This is a genomic window from Pseudomonas sp. B21-054 (assembly GCF_026016345.1).
Taxonomy (GTDB): Bacteria; Pseudomonadota; Gammaproteobacteria; order Pseudomonadales; family Pseudomonadaceae; genus Aquipseudomonas.
In genome coordinates this window covers 1,230,309-1,248,404 of sequence record NZ_CP087204.1, presented here as the reverse complement: position 1 = coordinate 1,248,404, position 18,096 = coordinate 1,230,309, and the positions used below count along the sequence as shown (strand labels likewise).

21 protein-coding genes are annotated in these 18,096 nt (G+C 60.9%); 1 reads left to right on the top strand and 20 read right to left on the bottom strand.

Annotation, left to right across the window (positions count from 1 at the left end):
* Positions 1-139: 139 nt before the first annotated feature.
* From bamB to trmJ, 18 genes are all read right to left on the bottom strand, one after another.
* On the bottom strand, positions 140-1,291 hold the full coding sequence (gene bamB / locus LOY70_RS05430; protein ID WP_265034027.1) for an outer membrane protein assembly factor BamB: 1,152 nt from the start codon (positions 1,289-1,291) through the stop codon (positions 140-142).
* Positions 1,284-1,925 carry a YfgM family protein gene (locus LOY70_RS05425; RefSeq protein WP_123342631.1) on the bottom strand — a complete coding sequence of 214 codons (642 nt, stop codon included), beginning with the start codon at positions 1,923-1,925 and terminating at the stop codon, positions 1,284-1,286. The genes bamB and LOY70_RS05425 overlap by 8 nt, the downstream gene beginning before the upstream one ends.
* Positions 1,926-1,965: 40 nt before the next feature.
* Positions 1,966-3,255 carry a histidine--tRNA ligase gene (gene hisS, locus LOY70_RS05420; RefSeq protein WP_123415512.1) on the bottom strand — a complete coding sequence of 430 codons (1,290 nt, stop codon included), beginning with the start codon at positions 3,253-3,255 and terminating at the stop codon, positions 1,966-1,968.
* 24 nt (positions 3,256-3,279) lie between these two features.
* Complete coding sequence (ispG, locus tag LOY70_RS05415) at positions 3,280-4,389, bottom strand: flavodoxin-dependent (E)-4-hydroxy-3-methylbut-2-enyl-diphosphate synthase (RefSeq protein WP_003185136.1); 1,110 nt, start codon at positions 4,387-4,389, stop codon at positions 3,280-3,282.
* 3 nt (positions 4,390-4,392) lie between these two features.
* Positions 4,393-5,385 carry a helix-turn-helix domain-containing protein gene (locus LOY70_RS05410; protein WP_265034011.1) on the bottom strand — a complete coding sequence of 331 codons (993 nt, stop codon included), beginning with the start codon at positions 5,383-5,385 and terminating at the stop codon, positions 4,393-4,395.
* Positions 5,385-6,143 (bottom strand): type IV pilus biogenesis/stability protein PilW, encoded by a 759-nt coding sequence (gene pilW, locus LOY70_RS05405; protein ID WP_123415510.1) that lies wholly within the window; start codon positions 6,141-6,143, stop codon positions 5,385-5,387. The genes LOY70_RS05410 and pilW overlap by 1 nt, the downstream gene beginning before the upstream one ends.
* Positions 6,144-6,155: 12 nt before the next feature.
* Complete coding sequence (rlmN, locus tag LOY70_RS05400; RefSeq protein ID WP_265034009.1) at positions 6,156-7,304, bottom strand: 23S rRNA (adenine(2503)-C(2))-methyltransferase RlmN; 1,149 nt, start codon at positions 7,302-7,304, stop codon at positions 6,156-6,158.
* 28 nt (positions 7,305-7,332) lie between these two features.
* Positions 7,333-7,758, bottom strand: a complete 426-nt coding sequence (gene ndk / locus LOY70_RS05395) for a nucleoside-diphosphate kinase (RefSeq protein WP_042727994.1) — start codon at positions 7,756-7,758, stop codon at positions 7,333-7,335.
* 92 nt (positions 7,759-7,850) lie between these two features.
* Positions 7,851-8,051 carry a Fe-S cluster assembly protein IscX gene (iscX, locus tag LOY70_RS05390; RefSeq protein ID WP_025212006.1) on the bottom strand — a complete coding sequence of 67 codons (201 nt, stop codon included), beginning with the start codon at positions 8,049-8,051 and terminating at the stop codon, positions 7,851-7,853.
* Positions 8,052-8,065: 14 nt separating this feature from the next.
* Positions 8,066-8,407, bottom strand: a complete 342-nt coding sequence (gene fdx / locus LOY70_RS05385; protein ID WP_025212005.1) for an ISC system 2Fe-2S type ferredoxin — start codon at positions 8,405-8,407, stop codon at positions 8,066-8,068.
* 3 nt (positions 8,408-8,410) lie between these two features.
* Complete coding sequence (gene hscA / locus LOY70_RS05380; protein ID WP_265034005.1) at positions 8,411-10,273, bottom strand: Fe-S protein assembly chaperone HscA; 1,863 nt, start codon at positions 10,271-10,273, stop codon at positions 8,411-8,413.
* Between the two features lie 50 nt (positions 10,274-10,323).
* Positions 10,324-10,845, bottom strand: coding sequence for a co-chaperone HscB (hscB, locus tag LOY70_RS05375; protein WP_265034003.1), 522 nt, complete (start codon positions 10,843-10,845; stop codon positions 10,324-10,326).
* A gap of 8 nt (positions 10,846-10,853) precedes the next feature.
* Positions 10,854-11,177 carry an iron-sulfur cluster assembly protein IscA gene (gene iscA, locus LOY70_RS05370; RefSeq protein ID WP_003185155.1) on the bottom strand — a complete coding sequence of 108 codons (324 nt, stop codon included), beginning with the start codon at positions 11,175-11,177 and terminating at the stop codon, positions 10,854-10,856.
* 24 nt (positions 11,178-11,201) lie between these two features.
* Entirely contained in the window at positions 11,202-11,588 is a 387-nt protein-coding gene (gene iscU / locus LOY70_RS05365) for a Fe-S cluster assembly scaffold IscU (protein ID WP_003185157.1), read from the bottom strand.
* 42 nt (positions 11,589-11,630) lie between these two features.
* The gene (locus LOY70_RS05360) at positions 11,631-12,845 is read right to left on the bottom strand and encodes an IscS subfamily cysteine desulfurase (protein ID WP_265033997.1); all 1,215 of its coding nucleotides are present in this window, start codon (positions 12,843-12,845) and stop codon (positions 11,631-11,633) included.
* 50 nt (positions 12,846-12,895) lie between these two features.
* Positions 12,896-13,387: a Fe-S cluster assembly transcriptional regulator IscR gene (gene iscR / locus LOY70_RS05355; protein WP_092474096.1), complete on the bottom strand. Its 492-nt coding sequence runs from the start codon at positions 13,385-13,387 to the stop codon at positions 12,896-12,898.
* Between the two features lie 250 nt (positions 13,388-13,637).
* Positions 13,638-14,414, bottom strand: a complete 777-nt coding sequence (gene cysE / locus LOY70_RS05350; RefSeq protein WP_265033992.1) for a serine O-acetyltransferase — start codon at positions 14,412-14,414, stop codon at positions 13,638-13,640.
* Between the two features lies 1 nt (position 14,415).
* Positions 14,416-15,186: a tRNA (cytosine(32)/uridine(32)-2'-O)-methyltransferase TrmJ gene (gene trmJ, locus LOY70_RS05345; RefSeq protein ID WP_207966499.1), complete on the bottom strand. Its 771-nt coding sequence runs from the start codon at positions 15,184-15,186 to the stop codon at positions 14,416-14,418.
* A 144-nt stretch (positions 15,187-15,330) separates the two neighbouring features.
* Between trmJ and suhB the strand changes: the two genes are divergently transcribed.
* Positions 15,331-16,149 carry an inositol-phosphate phosphatase gene (gene suhB / locus LOY70_RS05340; protein ID WP_025211999.1) on the top strand — a complete coding sequence of 273 codons (819 nt, stop codon included), beginning with the start codon at positions 15,331-15,333 and terminating at the stop codon, positions 16,147-16,149.
* Positions 16,150-16,513: 364 nt separating this feature from the next.
* On the opposite strand, the gene LOY70_RS05335 is transcribed toward suhB, so the two are convergent.
* Entirely contained in the window at positions 16,514-17,062 is a 549-nt protein-coding gene (locus LOY70_RS05335) for a glycine zipper 2TM domain-containing protein (RefSeq protein ID WP_265033987.1), read from the bottom strand.
* A gap of 117 nt (positions 17,063-17,179) precedes the next feature.
* On the bottom strand, positions 17,180-18,094 hold the full coding sequence (gene secF / locus LOY70_RS05330; protein ID WP_265033985.1) for a protein translocase subunit SecF: 915 nt from the start codon (positions 18,092-18,094) through the stop codon (positions 17,180-17,182).
* Positions 18,095-18,096: the final 2 nt, after the last annotated feature.

The window sequence follows — 18,096 nt, the reverse complement described above, 5'->3', positions numbered from 1 at the left end:
GCGGCTCTCCACTTCGTTATTTCAGAAAATACAAAAGCCGCTGCGAGGCAGCGGCTGGTGCTCGGGGCAGCACTGTGGGAGCAGCGCTTGCTGACTCCCACAGGTGAAGCCGCTTGGGGGATTAGCCCCAAGCATAGTCTTACTTGATGGTCAGGGCTTCCAGTTTGCCGCTGTTGCCATACACATAAATCATGTTGCCCGCCACCAGCGGACGGGCCCGCAGGCCGTCGCTGTCGATGCGCTCGCGGCCGACGAAACGGCCGTCCACCTGGCTGAGCAGGTGCAGGTAACCTTCCAGGTCACCCACTGCAACGTAGCTGGAGAACACTTCCGGGGCCGACAGTTGACGACGGGCCAGGGAGTCGTTGCTCCACAACGCAGTGGTGGAACGCTCGTCGACGCCTTCGACCGTGCCCGAGGACAGGCTCACGTAGACGCTGCCGAAGCCTTGGGCGACACCGGCGTAGCTGGACGCATCGCGCTGCCACAACGGACGACCGCTTTCCAGGTCCAGTGCCGCCACGCGGCCCTGGTAGCTGGCGACGTACAACGTACCGCCGGACAGCAGCAAGCCGCCGTCGATGTCGACCACACGCTCCAGCTCCGAACGACCTTGTGGGATCGCTACACGCTGTTCCCAGACCGGCACGCCGTTGGAAACATCCAGGGCGACCACTTTACCGGTCGACAACCCAGCCACCGCGAGGCGGTTGGTGACGATCGGCGCACTGGTGCCGCGCAAGGTCAGTACCGCCGGGGTACTGTCGTACAACCAGCGCTGGTTGCCGGTGGCGGCATCCAGGCCGATCAGACGGTCATCCTGGGTCTGGACCACGACCACGTCACCGTTGGTGGCGGGCGGTGCGAGCACTTCACTGGTCACGCGGGCGCGCCATTTTTCTTCACCGCTGCTCGCGTCCAGGGCGACGATCTCGCCCTTGAGCGTGCCGATCATGACTAGCCCGTAACCCACGCCAACGGCGCCGGACACAGGCAGTTCGAGATCTTGCTTCCATTTGACGTCGCCATTGCTGCGATCCATCGCCATGACCACGCCCGTGACGTCGCCGGCATAGATGGTGTCGCCATCGATTGCCGGCACCAGCATGTTGTAGGTCTCACCCTGGCCGTCACCGATGGAGCGGCTCCATTGCTTCTGCAGCACGACTTCTTCTTTGAAGTCGGTCAGCTCGGCCGGAGGCAGTTCTTTCTTGCTGTTGCTGCTGCAACCCGCGGCCAGAATGGCCAGGGCCAGCAATGCTGCATGTTTCCACTGGATCACGTCACGCATCCCCTTTGGCCAGGTCGTCCAGCTTGATTTGCAGGCCACCGACCGCGGCTTCATCCGACAGCGCGGCCTTGGCTTTTTGGTAGGCCGCATGGGCCTCATCGGCACGGCCCAGCTGTACCAGCAGGTCGCCCTTGAGTTCTTCGCGGGTCGCCAGGAAAGCCTTGTCGGCCTCGCCGTCGAGCAGCTTCAACGCATCTTCAGCCTTGTTCTGCGCCGCCAGCACCTGCGCCAGGCGCTGACGTGCCACTTCGCCCAGGGTCGGGTTGGCCGGCTTGTCGACGATACCCTTGAGCTCGGTAGCGGCGTCATCCAGCTTGCCGCTGTCCACGGCGACCTTGGCCACGAACAAGCGACCGTATTGCGCGTAGGCGGTGCCGCCGAATTCCTTGTCCAGCTTGCCGGCCAGGTCCGCCACACGGGCAGGGTCAGGCTTGCCGTCCGGGGTCAGGGTGGTTTCCAGCAATTGCTGATAGAGCACCGAGGCGCCTTGCGACTGGTTGCTCTGGTATTTCTGGTAGGCCTGCCAGCCGAACACGATGACCAGCGCCAACAGGCCGCCAGTGACCAGCGGCTTGCCGTTGCGCGTCCACCAGTCCTTCAAATCCGCCAGCTGTTCATCTTCGGTACTCGACACCCCAATACTCCTTAATCGCTAAATCGGCTGTTTGACAGCTTCAACCCTGCACGACGCAGGTGGCCAGGTGTGCAGCAAGCGCATCCCAGGCAATGCTTTGTTGTTCGCCCTGGCCACGCAGGGGTTTGAAACCTACCACTTGTTGGGCCAGTTCGTCGTCACCGAGGATCAGTGCATACAGCGCACCGCTCTTGTCGGCCTTCTTGAATTGGCTCTTGAAGCTGCCGGCGCCGGCGTTGATCTGCAAGCGCAGGTTGGGCAACTGGTCGCGGATCCGCTCGCTCAACGACAAGGCGGCCAGTTCGGCGGCCTCGCCAAAGGCGCACAGGTAGACGTCGACCTGACGGGACAGCTCTTCAGGTACCTTGTCCAAGGCTTCCAGCATCAGCACCAGACGCTCGATGCCCATGGCAAAGCCCACGCCCGGGGTCGGCTTGCCGCCCATCTGCTCCACCAGCCCGTCGTAGCGGCCGCCGGCACATACGGTGCCTTGGGCGCCGAGTTTGTCGGTGACCCATTCGAATACGGTCTTGCTGTAGTAATCCAGGCCACGGACCAACTTGGGGTTGATCACGTAGGGAATGCCGACAGCGTCGAGGCGCGCCTTCAACCCTTCGAAGTGCGCGCGGGATTCGTCGTCGAGGTAGTCAGCCATTTTCGGCGCGTCGACCAGGACCGCCTGGGTATCGGCATTCTTGGTGTCGAGCACGCGCAGTGGATTGGTCTTCAGACGGCGCTGGCTGTCTTCGTCGAGCTTGTCCAGGTGCGCGGAAAGAAACTCCACCAGTGCTTCGCGATAGCGACCACGGGATTCGCTGGTGCCCAGGCTGTTGAGTTCAAGCTTGACCGCGTCGCGCAGCCCCAGCTCGCCCCACAGGCGCCAGGTCATGACGATCAGCTCGGCGTCGATGTCCGGCCCGTCGAGGTTGAACACTTCCAGGCCAATCTGGTGGAACTGGCGATAACGGCCTTTCTGCGGGCGCTCGTGACGGAACATCGGGCCGATGTACCAGAGCTTCTGCACCTGGCCGCCGCCCGTGATGCCGTGCTCGAGCACTGCGCGCACGCAGGCCGCCGTGCCTTCGGGGCGCAGGGTCAGGGAATCGCCGTTGCGGTCGTCGAAGGTGTACATCTCTTTTTCGACGATGTCGGTCACTTCACCGATGGAGCGCTTGAACAGCTCGGTGAACTCGACGATCGGCATGCGGATCTGCCGATAACCGTAGTTATCCAGCAAACGCGCCACGGTGCCCTCGAAGTAACGCCACAGGGGCGTCTGCTCGGGCAGGATGTCGTTCATGCCACGAATGGCTTGCAGGGACTTGCTCACAAGTAATCCTTAAATTCGTTCGACTCAACCACGCGCAATCACTGCGGCGTCGGCTTCGACCTTTTCGGCCGCTTTCTGGCGGATCAGCCGTTCCAGCTCATCCACCAGATTGTCATTCGTCAGTTTCTGCGACGGCTTGCCGTCGATGTAAATCAGGTTCGGTGTACCGCCGGTGAGGCCGATATGGGCCTCCTTGGCTTCGCCCGGCCCGTTGACCACGCAACCAATCACCGCGACATCCAGCGGCACCAGCAGGTCTTCGAGGCGCCCTTCCAGCTCGTTCATGGTCTTGACCACATCGAAGTTCTGCCGCGAGCAGCTCGGGCAGGCGATGAAGTTGATACCACGGGAACGCAGGTGCAGGGATTTGAGAATGTCGTAGCCGACTTTCACTTCCTCGACCGGATCAGCCGCCAACGAGATGCGGATGGTATCGCCAATCCCTTCGGCGAGCAGCATACCGAGGCCGACGGCGGATTTCACCGTGCCCGAACGCAACCCACCGGCTTCGGTGATGCCCAGGTGCAGCGGCTGGACAATTTCTTTGGCCAGCAAACGGTAGGCTTCGACGGCCATGAACACGTCGGAAGCCTTCACGCTGACCTTGAAGTCCTGGAAATTCAGGCGCTCGAGGTGCTCGACATGGCGCAGGGCCGACTCCACCAGCGCCGCCGGGGTCGGTTCGCCGTATTTCTTTTGCAGGTCTTTTTCCAGGGAACCGGCGTTGACGCCGATACGGATCGGAATGCCCCGGTCGCGGGCGGCATCCACCACGGCGCGTACGCGGTCTTCACGACCGATGTTGCCCGGGTTGATGCGCAGGCAATCGACGCCCAACTCGGCCACGCGCAGGGCGATGCGATAGTCGAAATGGATATCGGCCACCAGCGGCACCTTGACCAATTGCTTGATCTTGCCAAACGCCTCGGCGGCGTCCATGTCCGGCACGGAAACTCGCACGATATCGACGCCGGCGGCTTCCAGGCGATTGATCTGCGCGACCGTGGCGGCCACGTCGTTGGTGTCGCTGTTGGTCATGCTCTGCACAGCGATAGGCGCATCGCCGCCCACGGGCACGTTACCGACCCAGATCTTGCGGGATTCGCGACGCTTGATTGGAGATTCGCCGTGCATGACTTATTGACCCAACTTCAGGCGAGCGGTCTCGCCACTGGTGAACGGAGCGATGTCGACCGGCTGGCCGTTGTAGCTGACCTGCGCGCCACGGGCATACCCCAGGCGTACGGCGAAAGGCGGCTTGCCATTGATGGCGGTGCTGTCGCCCTTGCGCTTGAGGCCACTGAACAACACCTTGCCGTTGCCGTCGGTGACTTGTGTCCAGCAATCGGCGACGAATTGAATCTGTACCTGGCCTTCACCGGCCGACGGCGCCACGGGTGCCGCGGCTGGAGCCGCTGGGGTAGCCGGTGCGGCGGCGGTTGGCGCAGGCGTGCTCGGGACGGCTGGAACGGCGGCAATCGGCGCGTTTGTAGTCGGTGCAGCAGGCGCAGGGGCCGGAACAGCCGGCTCGGCACCCGCCTCGGCATCGGCGCTGTCCTGGCCTTGAGGCAGTGCCAGGGTGGTTTCGCCTTCGCCCTGGGCTTCCACCACGGCCTGGTCTTCCGGCTCGTCCAGCGGATGGATCTGGGTGGTGCCGTCGGCGCCTTCGACTTCGACATGTTCAGGGTTCATGGCGACCGGTTCCTTGTTGCGCAAGGACGCCTGGTCCTGCCACCAGACAAAACCGCCACCGATCACCGCGATCAGCAGCAACAGGCTGACGATGCGCAAAATAGTGTGGGAAACGCGAACCGGCTCCTCGATGCGACCCAGGCTGTGCACATTGCTGCCCTGGGCATCGGAACCGGTGAATTGATCGAATTGCTGGACCAGGAGGGTCTGGTCCATGCCGAGCAATTTGGCATAGGCGCGGATGTAGCCCCGGGCAAAGGTATGCCCTGGCAGCTTGTCGAACGCGCCGTTTTCCAGATTGCCCAGGGAAGCCACGGTGAGATTGAGCTTGATGGCCACTTCGGCCAGCGACCAACCATTGCTTTCGCGGGCTTGACGCAGGGTCTCACCGGGGTTTACGCGAGTCGCTGCTACAACTTCAGGATGCGCCGCTTTCATCATTGCTCCGACAGGTATTGCTGATATTCCGGCGTACCGGGATAGAGTCTTTTTAGTTGCAGGCCATAACTGGCAGCCTTGTCACGATCTTCAAACACATGCGCCAGTCGAACACCGAGCAATAGACTACGTGCATTTTGCTCGCTCAGCAGGCTAAAACGTTCGTAATAGTCACGCGCGGGCACATATTGCCTGTCTTCGTAAGACAACTCAGCCATTTCCAGCAAGGCACGCGGTTGCTGATGGTTGAGCCGCAGCGCTTTTTCCAGCTGCTGGCGGGCCAGGTCACGCTGGCCGAGTTTCGAGGCCGTCATGCCGAGGTTCTCGAAAACCCGCGAACGCTCGGGATAAAGCGTGTCGGCGGCGGCCTGCTCAAAACGCTCGTAGGCCTCCTTGTAGCGTTTCTGCTCGAAAAGGAAGCTGCCGTAGTTATTCAGGATCCGTGCATCCTGCGGCCGGCCAGACAGCGCCTTGCGAAAATGCTCGTCGGCCAGCTCGGGTTCCATCTCGGCCTGGAACACCAAGGCCAGGGCCGCGTTGGCATCGGGGTCGGAATCATCCAGCTCCAGAGCCTTCTTGAGCGGCACCTTGGCCCGCTCGGTCATGCCCTGCTGCAAGTAGCCAATGCCCAGTTGCACATAGGCCACACGTGCCTCGTCGCGTCCCTTGCTGGTTTTCATCGGGTTGTAGTCACCCGACAGAACACAACCGGTACAAAGCCCGGCCAACAGCAAGACGAGCGCGAAGCGCAGGGACATAGAGTTCCTCTCTTAGTGACTGTTCGCAGCGTTTTGCGCCACATCGTCGGCGGCGTTCAATTCACGCACGGCAATGTAGCGTTCGCTGCGGCGGGTGCGATCCAGCACCTGTCCTACCAATTGGCCACACGCGGCATCAATGTCTTCACCGCGGGTGGTGCGCACGGTGACGTTGAAGCCAGCGTGGTGAAGCTGATCCTGGAAGCGACGAATCGCGTTGTTGCTCGGGCGCTCGTAACCGGAGTGCGGGAACGGGTTGAACGGGATCAGGTTGATCTTGCACGGGATGTTCTTGAGCAACTCGATCATCTCGACCGCATGCTCAACCTTATCGTTCACGTCCTTGAGCAGCGTGTATTCGATGGTCAGCACGCGCTTTTCGCCCAGGGACGACATGTACCGCTGGCATGATTCCAGCAGCATCTTAAGCGGATATTTCTTGTTGATCGGCACCAATTGATTGCGCAATGCGTCATTGGGTGCGTGCAGCGACAACGCCAGGGAGACGTCGATGTGCTTGGACAGCTCATCGATCATCGGCACCACGCCGGAGGTGGACAAAGTCACCCGGCGCTTGGAGATGCCATAGCCCAGGTCATCCATCATCAGGTGCATGGCGGCCACGACGTTGTCGAAGTTCAGCAGCGGCTCACCCATGCCCATCATCACCACGTTGGTGATGGCACGGTCGACGGTCGCCGGGACGCTGCCAAAGGATTTGTTGGCAATCCACACCTGGCCGATCACTTCGGCGGCGGTGAGGTTGCTATTGAAACCTTGCTTGCCGGTGGAGCAGAAACTGCAATCCAGGGCACAGCCTGCCTGGGACGAAACGCACAAGGTGCCGCGCTTGCCCTGGGGAATGTAGACGGTCTCGACGCAGCTGCCGGACGCCACGCGCACCACCCATTTACGGGTGCCGTCGCTGGAGATGTCCTCGCTGACCACTTCCGGACCACGAATTTCAGCAACTGCCTTGAGCTTTTCGCGCAAGGCCTTGCTGACATTCGTCATGGCGTCGAAGTCGTCGACGCCAAAATGGTGAATCCATTTCATTACCTGACCGGCACGGAAACGCTTCTCCCCGATTGAGTCGAAGAATTTCTCCATTTCCGGCTGGGTCAAGCCCAACAGGTTGGTTTTGCCGTTCGATGTAGTCATGGATTCACCTTCACTCAAAAGCCTGGGCTTAGCGAGTGGTTACTTCAGTAGCGGAGAAAAAGTAAGCGATTTCGCGGGCAGCGGCGGCTTCGGAGTCCGAACCGTGAACGGCGTTGGCATCGATCGACTCGGCGAAGTCAGCACGGATGGTGCCAGCAGCGGCTTCTTTAGGGTTGGTAGCGCCCATCAGTTCACGGTTGCGAGCGATGGCGTTTTCGCCTTCCAGCACCTGAACGACAACCGGACCGGAAGTCATGAAGGCAACCAGTTCACCGAAGAAACCGCGCTCGCTGTGCTCAGCGTAGAAGCCTTCGGCTTCGGCTTTGGACAGTTGCTTCATTTTCGAAGCTACAACGCGCAGGCCAGCGTCTTCGAAACGGGTAACGATCTTGCCGATCACGTTTTTAGCAACGGCGTCAGGCTTGATGATGGAAAAAGTACGTTGAACAGCCATGGTGTAACTCCAGAAACGGTAATTTGCGAAAAATTAAACCCGCGAATTATACGCGGGTTCTTGGGTATTGCCTAACTGCGTACGGTGCAGACTCAGTCCGCTTCTTCGATCCAGGCGGCTTGAATGGCTTCCAGCACCTTCTCACCACCACGGGTCGGATCATCACTGAACTCCGGCAATGCCAGCACCCATTTGTGCAGATCGACGAAGTTCACGTAACGGGGGTCTACATCTGGCTTGGATTCAACCAGCTGGATTGCGATTTCCAGTACATCAACCCATTTCAGACTCATTGTAGCTCCCTGAATCAGTGCGGCGCTTCGGCGGCGTGGTTAAGCGAGTATCTCGGAATTTCGATGGTCAGGTCCTCGGTGCCGACAATCGCCTGGCAGGCCAGGCGCGATTGCGCTTCCAGGCCCCAGGCCCGGTCGAGGAAATCTTCTTCCAGCTCGTCCGCCTCTTCCAGCGAATCGAAGCCTTCACGAACGATGCAATGACAGGTCGTGCACGCACAGACACCGCCACAGGCACTTTCCATCTCGATGTGATGCTCATGAGCCAGTTCAAGAATGGACGTACCGGGCTCAGCCTCCACGACCATACCCTCCGGGCAGAACTTCTCGTGGGGCAAAAAAATCACCTGCGGCATCAGTTATTCCTCGATTTCATTCAGGTTGCGCCCCGCCAGGGCGGCCTTGACCGTCGAGTCCAGGCGGCGGGCAGCAAAGGCATCGGTGACTTGCGACAGACGCTTGGTCTGCTGCTCGATGGCATAACCATCGGTGCCTTTGATCAATTCGGACAGTTCCTGCATTTGCAGCTCGATGACCATGCGCTCTTCGGGATCGAGCAAGCGGTCGCCGTCAGCTTCCAGGGCACCTTGCACGGCTTCGATCAAGCGCTGGGCGTCGACCTGTTGCTCGCGCAGCACGCGGGCCACTTTGTCGTCGCTGGCGTGCTGGAAGGAATCCTTGAGCATCTTGGCGATTTCGCCGTCGGTCAGGCCGTAGGACGGCTTGACCTGGATGCTCGCTTCCACGCCCGAAGCCAGTTCGCGGGCGGAGACATTGAGCAAACCGTCGGCATCGACCTGGAAGGTCACGCGGATCTTCGCCGCACCGGCCACCATCGGCGGGATGCCGCGCAATTCGAAGCGGGCCAGGGAACGGCAGTCGCTGATCAGTTCACGCTCACCTTGCAGCACGTGGACCATCATGGCCGACTGGCCGTCTTTATAAGTGGTGAAGTCCTGGGCACGAGCCACGGGGATGGTGGTGTTGCGCGGGATCACCTTCTCCATCAGGCCGCCCATGGTTTCCAGCCCCAGGGACAACGGAATCACGTCGAGCAGCAGCAATTCGCCGCCCTCGCGCTTGTTGCCGGCCAGGGTATCGGCCTGGATCGCAGCGCCGATGGCGACCACCTGGTCCGGGTCGATCTCAGTCAATGGCTGACGGCCAAACGCCTCGGCAACGGCTTCACGAACCCGAGGCACGCGGGTCGAACCGCCGACCATGACCACGGCTTTAACATCTTCAAGCTCGACACCGGAATCGCGCACGGCACGGCGGCAGGCCTTGAGGCTGCGGGCGACCATGGGCTCGATCAGGGCATCGAAGGCTTCGCGGGTCAGCGAGGCTTTCCAGTCGCCATAAGCGACTTCAACGGTGGCGGCGTCGGTCAAGGCTTCCTTGGCGGCGCAGGCGGTTTGCAGCAGGTGGCGTTGCGCACCCGGATCGAGATCGGCGGACAAGCCGGCTTGTTCGATGATCCAGCCGGCAATGGCGTGGTCAAAGTCATCGCCGCCCAGGGCACTGTCGCCACCGGTGGCCAGGACTTCGAAAACGCCGCCGGTCAGGCGCAGGATAGAGATATCGAAGGTGCCGCCACCCAGGTCGTAGATCGCGACCAGGCCTTCGGCGTGCTGGTCGAGGCCGTATGCCACGGCAGCAGCGGTCGGCTCGTTGAGCAGGCGTAGCACGTTAAGGCCAGCCAGCTTGGCCGCGTCCTTGGTAGCTTGGCGCTGGGCGTCGTCGAAATAGGCCGGAACAGTGATGACCGCCCCTACCAGCTCACCACCCAATGCGGCTTCGGCGCGTTGACGCAACACCTTGAGGATGTCCGCCGACACTTCCACCGGGCTTTTCGGGCCCTGCACGGTTTCAATGAACGGCATGTGGGATTCGCCACCGACAAAGCGGTACGGCAGCTGATCGCCCAATTGCTTGACGTCGGACAGACCACGACCCATCAAGCGCTTGACCGACACAATGGTGTTCAACGGATCGGTGGCGGCGGCCAGTTTGGCTGATTCGCCCACTTCGACGCGATCGGCGTGATAGCGCACAGCGGACGGCAGGATCACCTGCCCCTGCTCATCGGCCAGCGGCTCGGAAAGACCGCTGCGCAAGGCAGCGACCAGGGAATTGGTAGTACCCAAGTCGATCCCGACAGCCAGGCGACGCTGGTGCGGTTGTGGACTTTGGCCGGGTTCGGCGATCTGCAGTAGGGCCATCGTAATCAGGACTTATCTGTAATCAGGCGTGCGACCGGAGCGGCACTGGGTTAATCGTCGAGGCGCTCTTCTAGCTGGCGCACTTCGTAGGTGAGCTTGTCGAGGAACTGCATGCGCCGCATCAGGCGCTCGGCCTGTTCGCGTTGCGCGGCATCGTTCCAGCAGGCTGCGAAGCTTTCGTTCAGTTCTTGCTGGGCGTCTTTCAAGCGGCGCTTGAATACCGCGATACCGGCCAGGTCGGCGCTGTCCTGCAGGTCCTCGAGCTCTTCGCGCCATTGCATCTGCTGCAGAAGAAACTCGGGATCGTGGACCGTGACTTCCAGGGGCAACTCATGACCGCTGATGGCGAGCAGGTAACGCGCGCGCTTGGCCGGACTCTTGAGCGTCTGGTAAGCCTCGTTGAGGTTCGCCGACTGCTCGAGCGCCCGCCGCTGCTCGGCTTCGGAGCCGTCAGCGAAGCGATCCGGATGAACACCACGGGCCAATTCCAGATAACGCGCCGACAGCTGATCGAGATCCAGCTGGAAAGCAGGCTGCAACTGGAACAAAGCAAAATGACAAGGAGTACCCACAAGCTGCCTCAGATGTTGAAGCTTTCGCCGCAGCCACACTCACCGCGTACGTTGGGGTTGTTGAACTTGAAGCCTTCGTTCAACCCTTCCTTGACGAAATCCAGTTCGGTGCCGTCCAGGTACGTCAGGCTTTTCGGGTCGATGATCACTTTCTGACCATGACTTTCGAACACCTGATCGTCTTCGCCCACTTCGTCGACGAATTCCAGTACATAGGCGAGACCAGAACAGCCCGTGGTGCGAACACCCAGGCGGATACCCTCACCCTTGCCGCGCCCCGCAAGGGAGCGCTGGATATGGTTAGCTGCCGCTTCTGTCATCTGGATAGCCATGGAAACTCCTTACCGGTACGCGGATCAGATCAAGCCTTTCTTCTGCTTGTAGTCGCGAACGGCGGCCTTGATGGCGTCTTCGGCGAGTACCGAGCAGTGGATCTTCACTGGCGGCAGAGCCAGCTCTTCAGCCAGCTGGGTGTTCTTGATGGTTTCGGCTTCATCAAGGGTCTTGCCTTTCATCCACTCGGTGGCGAGGGAGCTGGACGCAATGGCCGAGCCGCAACCGTAGGTCTTGAACTTGGCATCTTCGATAATACCTTGCTCGTTGACCTTGATCTGCAGACGCATCACGTCGCCGCACGCCGGCGCGCCGACCATGCCGGTGCCGACATCAGGATCCTGCGCGTCCATCTTGCCGACGTTGCGCGGGTTCTCGTAGTGGTCGATGACCTTTTCGCTATATGCCATTTGCTTTAATCCTCATCAGTGAGTCGCTCTGGTGGCGACTTCTCAGTGCGCCGCCCACTCGATTTTCGAAATGTCGACGCCGTCTTTGTACATGTCCCACAGCGGCGACAGAGCGCGCAGCTTGGTAACGGCCTCGCAGACTTTCTGCGCGGCGTAATCGATTTCTTCTTCGGTGGTGAAGCGACCGAAGGTGAAGCGAATGGAGCTGTGGGCCAGTTCGTCGTTGCGGCCAAGGGCGCGCAGTACGTACGAAGGCTCAAGCGATGCCGAGGTGCACGCCGAACCGGACGACACGGCCAGATCCTTGAGCGCCATGATCAGCGACTCGCCTTCAACATAGTTGAAGCTCAGGTTCAGGTTGTGCGGTACGCGGGCGATCATGCTGCCGTTGACGTAGAGTTCTTCAAGGTGCTCGACCTGCTTGAAGAAGCGGTCGCTCAGGGCCTTGATGCGCACGTTCTCGGCAGCCATGTCTTCCTTGGCTACACGGAAGGCTTCGCCCATGCCGACGATCTGGTGGGTCGCCAGGGTGCCGGAACGCATGCCACGCTCGTGACCACCGCCGTGCATGGTCGCTTCGAGGCGAACACGCGGCTTGCGGCTGACGTACAGCGCGCCGATGCCTTTAGGGCCATAGGTTTTGTGGGCCGAGAACGACATCAGGTCGACTTTGAGCTTGGACAGGTCGATGTCGACCTTGCCGGTGGACTGGGCCGCGTCGACGTGGAACAGGACGCCTTTGGAGCGGGTCAGCTCGCCGATGGCCGCGATGTCGTTGACGGTGCCGATTTCGTTGTTCACGTGCATGATCGAAACCAGGATGGTGTCGTCGCGCAGGGCGGCTTCGACCATGGCCGGGGTGATGATGCCGTCTTCACCGGGCTCGATGTAGGTGACTTCGAAGCCTTCACGCTCCAGTTGGCGCATGGTGTCCAGGACAGCCTTGTGCTCGATCTTGGAGGTGATCAGGTGCTTGCCCTTGGTGTGGTAGAAATGCGCGACACCCTTGATTGCCAGGTTGTCGGACTCAGTGGCACCGGAGGTCCAGACGATTTCACGCGGGTCGGCATTGACTAGGTCGGCGACCTGGCGACGGGCGTTTTCGACCGACTCTTCGGCCTTCCAGCCAAACACGTGGGAACGGGACGCCGGGTTACCGAAGTTTCCGTCAACCAGCAGGCATTCACTCATTTTTTGCGCAACACGCGGATCAACCGGGGTGGTCGCAGAGTAATCAAGGTAAATCGGCAATTTCATGGACTCTCTCCTAAATCAGGCTGGCTGGCGTTCCGCTTGCTCTGCGGCAGTCATTCGACGGCGGACGCTTCAATCTTGTCCAGGTGCGGCGCCCTGCTGTTGCAACGGCGCTGGTCCTGACGCTGGGCTACTTCTTGCACCTCACGGCGAGTTACAAGGTCAGCCAAGCTGATACCGCTTAGAAATTCGTGGATCTGCAGGCTGAGGTCGCACCACAAGTGGTGGGTCAGGCAAGTATCGCCGCCATGGCAGTCGCCAAGGCCCTGGCATTTGGTCGCATCGACCGATTCGTTCACTGCATCGATCACCTGGGCGACCTGGATGCCTTGCATGTCCCGCGACAGCTGGTAGCCGCCGCCGGGGCCGCGAACACTGGACACCAGGTTGCTGCGGCGCAGCTTGGCGAACAGCTGCTCAAGATAAGACAGGGAAATGCCCTGGCGCTCGGAGATATCGGCCAGGGACACCGGCCCGTGCTGCGCATGCAATGCCAGATCCAGCATCGCGGTCACGGCGTATCGGCCTTTTGTAGTCAGTCGCATGGACAATTACCACGGAGTACGGAATGGGGGCGAGTATGCAATTCCCGAGTATTTAAGTCAAGTATAAGACCTAGTGCTTTACTCAGGTTTACCCGCTAAAGAGCGCGCGCATGATAGCAAAGGCTGGTCGGGGGCGACCAGTGATACCGCGTTATCGTTTATCGCGAGCAAGCTCGCTCCCACATTGGATCACGGGTGCTGACGCGATCCCTGTGGGAGCGAGCTTGCTTGCGATGAGGCCAGCAGGGTTTCAGCCAGCCTGGCTCTCATCCTTGTCCTTCACACACGCAAAGTCTTCCTCGCGCAGTTCAGGCAGGTCCTTGGCACAGTAATTACTGCCCAGGTCCTTCAGGGCGCCGCACATCCCCTCCAGGCGCCCATCGACGGCCTGCAGGTGATCGAGCAACTGGTTGATGGCCCGAGCGACCGGGTCGGGCATGTCTTCGCCGACACCGTAGGCGTCGAAGCCGATCTTCTCGGCCATGGCCTTGCGGCGGGCATCCTGCACCTCATCGGACTTGACGATGATCCGCCCCGGAATCCCCACCACAGTCGCACCCGGCGGCACGGCCTTGGTTACGACCGCATTGGAGCCGACTTTCGCCCCCGCCCCTACCGTGAACGGCCCGAGCACCTTGGCACCGGCACCGACCACCACGCCGTCTTCCAGGGTCGGATGACGCTTGCCTTTGTTCCAGCTGGTGCCGCCAAGGGTCACGCCCTGGTACAGCGTCACGTCGTCGCCGATCTCGGCGGTTTCACCGATGACGATGCCCATGCCGTGGTCGATGAAGAACCGACGACCGACCTTGGCCCCCGGATGAATCTCGATCCCGGTCAACCAGCGGCCGAAGTTCGAGACCAACCGCGCCAGCCACTTCCAGCCCATGTTCCACAATGCGCCGGACAGGCGATGGATCCAGATCGCGTGCATCCCCGGGTAGCAGGTCAGCACTTCAAAGGCATTGCGCGCCGCCGGGTCACGATGGAAAACGCTTTGGATATCTTCACGCAAACGTTCGAACATTTTATTTCTTCCGCTTAATCAGCTCGCCACGGGCCGCTTTCTGGGTTTCCGTGAGGATGCCGCGCAATATATTCATCTCCGCCCGGCTGACCGAGCTTCGTCCGTACAACCGACGCAGGCGCGCCATCAAGTGCCGCGGCTTTTCCGGGTCGAGGAACTCGATGTCCACCAGGGTCTGCTCCAGGTGCTCAAAGAATCGTTCCAGCTCGTCCATGGTCGCCAGTGTCTCACTGCGCGGCGACGTGACCTCGGTTTTTTCGACTTTGCTAGGCTTGCCTTCGGCCGCCAGCCAAGCCATGCGCACTTCATAACTCAACACCTGCACCGCCGCCCCGAGGTTCAGGGAACTGAACTCCGGGTCGGAAGGGATATGCACGTGAAAGTGACATCGCTGCAGCTCGTCATTGGTCAGGCCGGAATCTTCACGGCCGAACACCAGGGCGATTTCAAAGCCTTGCGCGGCTTCCTCGACCACTTTGGTGCCGCATTCACGGGGGTCGAGCAGCGGCCAGGGGATACGCCGGTCGCGGGCACTGGTGCCGAGCACCAGGTTGCAACCCACCAGGGCATCTTCGAGGGTGGCGACGACTTGCGCGCTGGCCAGGATGTCGCCGGCACCGGAGGCCCGGGCGTCGGCTTCGTGATGAGGAAACAAGCGCGGCTCGACCAGCACCAGCCGCGACAAGCCCATGTTCTTCATGGCCCGCGCAGCTCCGCCGATGTTACCCGGATGGCTGGTATTGACCAGGACGACACGAATGTTCTGCAACAAGGGGGGCGCTCTCGAACACGATAAAGGGAGCAAATCTTACAGAAGCACCTACCGTTAAGCTATGAAAGCGAACACCAACCTTCTCCTGAGAAAACTTTCTGATAGAATGCGCGGCTTTCTTTAACAACCTTAGGTGACACATCCATGCAGCCCATGCTGAATATCGCGCTGCGCGCCGCCCGCAGCGCCAGTGAACTGATCTTCCGCTCCATCGAGCGCCTGGATACCATCAAGGTCGATGAAAAAGACGCCAAGGACTACGTGTCCGAGGTCGATCGCGCCGCCGAGCAAAAGATCGTCGACGCCCTGCGCAAGGCTTACCCGAACCACTCCATACTCGGTGAAGAGACCGGCATGCACGCCGGCACTGGCATCGAAGGCGAAGAGTACCTGTGGATCATCGATCCCCTGGACGGCACCACCAACTTCCTGCGCGGCATCCCTCATTTCGCTGTCAGCATCGCCTGCAAATACCGCGGCCGCCTGGAACACGCCGTCGTGCTGGATCCGGTTCGCCAGGAAGAATTCACCGCCAGCCGTGGCCGTGGCGCCCAACTGAACGGTCGCCGCCTGCGCGTCAGCGGCCGCACCAGCCTGGAAGGCGCCCTGCTGGGTACCGGCTTCCCGTTCCGCGATGACCAGATGGACAACCTGGACAACTACCTGGGCATGTTCCGCGCCCTGGTCGGCCAGACCGCCGGCATCCGCCGCGCCGGCGCCGCCAGCCTGGACCTGGCTTATGTGGCTGCTGGTCGTTTCGATGCGTTCTGGGAGTCGGGCCTGTCCGAGTGGGACATGGCCGCAGGCGCCCTGCTGATCCAGGAAGCCGGCGGCTTGGTGAGCGACTTCACCGGCGGCCACGACTTCCTTGAAAAAGGCCATATCGTTGCCGGCAACACCAAATGCTTCAAGGCTGTGCTTACCGCAATCCAGCCGCATCTGCCGGCTTCGTTGAAGCGTTAAGCCGCTCGGCTACAGAAAAGGCACCTTTCGAGGTGCTTTTTTTATGCCTGCTGGAATCTGCCCTCATGTAGGCAAGCACCTCCCTTTGTGGCGAGGGGATTTATCCCCGCTGGGCTGCGAAGCCGCCCCCCCCCTCCAAGCAGTCAATTCAATCTGCCTGACATACCGGGTTGCTGGCATTGAGGGCCGCTTCGCGCCCCAGCGGGGATAAATCCCCTCGCCACAAGGGATGACACCCTGAACATGGATGCAAGCTGATCCATCGCTATCGCGAGCAAGCTCGCTCCCACAGGGGCTGAGGGATGCCCGAAAGCCGGGCACAAAAAAAAGCACCCCGAAGGGTGCTTTTTTCATAGCGGCTGGATCACTGGGCGGGTTCGTTCTGGCCCAGAATCAATTGGCCTTCCTTGCTCACCGGGATTTGGTTGCCCGGGTCGCGGTCCATGCGGACTTTGCCTTCTTTGCCGTCGAGCATGTAGCGAACGTCGTAGCCTACAACCTTGTCGCTGATGTCATTGACCGTGTTGCAGCGCGTCTGGGTGGTGGTGTAGGTGTCGCGCTCCTGCATGCCTTCCTGAATCTTGTTACCGGCATAACCACCACCGGCCGCACCCGCCACGGTGGCGATTTTCTTGCCGGTGCCGCCGCCGATCTGGTTACCCAGCAGGCCACCGGCCACGGCGCCCAGCACGGTGCCGGCGATCTGGTGTTGGTCCTGGACCGGCTTCTGCCGAGTCACGGTGACGTCCTTGCACACTTCACGCGGGGTCTTGATTTGGGTCTTGACCGGATCCACGGCCAGTACCTGCGCATATTCAGGGCCACTCTTTACCAAGCTGTAGGTCGCGACCGCACCACCGGCAGTCACACCGACAGCACCCAATACCGCACCAACCAGCATCGATTTGTTCACTTGAACCTCCAGGCCATCACAAGCGGATTAATCCGCGCTTCTCCCAGCCTTGGAGCACAAAAAAAGGCGCGAGTTCAACTCGCGCCTTTTCAGCGGTGACGGGCGGAGCGACAAGCCTTATGGGCGGTCGTCCACTTCCGTTTCGGTGGCCGCCGGAGGAATCAAATCCTCGGAGCTCAGGTTCAGCCAGATCAGCACCACGTTAGCGATGTAGATCGACGAGTAGGTACCCGCCATCACACCGATGAACAACGCGATGGAGAAGCCAAACAGGTTGTCGCCACCAAAGAACAGCAGCGCGGCAATCGCCAGCAAAGTAGAGATCGACGTCGCCATGGTCCGCAGCAGCGTCTGGGTAGTCGAGATGTTGATGTTCTCGACCAACGAGGCCTTGCGCAGTACACGGAAGTTTTCACGCACCCGGTCGAACACCACGATGGTGTCGTTGAGCGAGTAACCGATGATCGCCAACACCGCCGCCAGCACCGTCAAGTCGAAGGTGATCTGGAAAAACGACAGGATACCCATGGTCACGATCACGTCGTGGATCAGCGAGACAATCGCCCCCACCGCGAACTTCCACTGGAAGCGGAAAGCCAGGTAGAGCATCACGCCGCCCAGCGCCAGCAGCATGCCGAGGCCGCCCTGGTCGCGCAGCTCTTCACCCACCTGCGGGCCGACGAACTCGACGCGCTTGACCTGGGCCGGGTTGTCGCCGCCGGCCTTCTGCAAGGCCTCGGCTACTTGATGGCCCAACTGCGGGTCTTCGCCTGGCATACGCACCAGCAGGTCGGTGGTTGCGCCAAAGCTCTGCACGATGGCGTCGCTGTAGCCCGAACTCGCCAACTGCGCACGCACCTTGGTCACGTCGGCCGGACGCTCGTAGGTCAGCTCGATGAGCGTACCGCCGGTGAAGTCCAGGCCGTAGTTCAATCCCTTGGTGGCCCAGCTGAACAACGCCAGGACCGTGAGAAACAATGTGACGCCGAACGCAATGTTGCGAACGCCCATGAAGTTGATTGTACGTAACATGG

Coding starts and splice junctions, on each gene's coding strand:
- bamB (WP_265034027.1), bottom strand. CDS start 1,291: ATGCGTGACGTGATCCAGTGGAAACATGCAGCATTGCTGGCCCTGGCC.
- ispG (WP_003185136.1), bottom strand. CDS start 4,389: ATGCACGGCGAATCTCCAATCAAGCGTCGCGAATCCCGCAAGATCTGG.
- LOY70_RS05410 (WP_265034011.1), bottom strand. CDS start 5,385: ATGAAAGCGGCGCATCCTGAAGTTGTAGCAGCGACTCGCGTAAACCCC.
- pilW (WP_123415510.1), bottom strand. CDS start 6,143: ATGTCCCTGCGCTTCGCGCTCGTCTTGCTGTTGGCCGGGCTTTGTACC.
- rlmN (WP_265034009.1), bottom strand. CDS start 7,304: ATGACTACATCGAACGGCAAAACCAACCTGTTGGGCTTGACCCAGCCG.
- ndk (WP_042727994.1), bottom strand. CDS start 7,758: ATGGCTGTTCAACGTACTTTTTCCATCATCAAGCCTGACGCCGTTGCT.
- iscX (WP_025212006.1), bottom strand. CDS start 8,051: ATGAGTCTGAAATGGGTTGATGTACTGGAAATCGCAATCCAGCTGGTT.
- fdx (WP_025212005.1), bottom strand. CDS start 8,407: ATGCCGCAGGTGATTTTTTTGCCCCACGAGAAGTTCTGCCCGGAGGGT.
- hscA (WP_265034005.1), bottom strand. CDS start 10,273: ATGGCCCTACTGCAGATCGCCGAACCCGGCCAAAGTCCACAACCGCAC.
- iscA (WP_003185155.1), bottom strand. CDS start 11,177: ATGGCTATCCAGATGACAGAAGCGGCAGCTAACCATATCCAGCGCTCC.
- iscU (WP_003185157.1), bottom strand. CDS start 11,588: ATGGCATATAGCGAAAAGGTCATCGACCACTACGAGAACCCGCGCAAC.
- LOY70_RS05360 (WP_265033997.1), bottom strand. CDS start 12,845: ATGAAATTGCCGATTTACCTTGATTACTCTGCGACCACCCCGGTTGAT.
- iscR (WP_092474096.1), bottom strand. CDS start 13,387: ATGCGACTGACTACAAAAGGCCGATACGCCGTGACCGCGATGCTGGAT.
- cysE (WP_265033992.1), bottom strand. CDS start 14,414: ATGTTCGAACGTTTGCGTGAAGATATCCAAAGCGTTTTCCATCGTGAC.
- suhB (WP_025211999.1), top strand. CDS start 15,331: ATGCAGCCCATGCTGAATATCGCGCTGCGCGCCGCCCGCAGCGCCAGT.
- secF (WP_265033985.1), bottom strand. CDS start 18,094: ATGTTACGTACAATCAACTTCATGGGCGTTCGCAACATTGCGTTCGGC.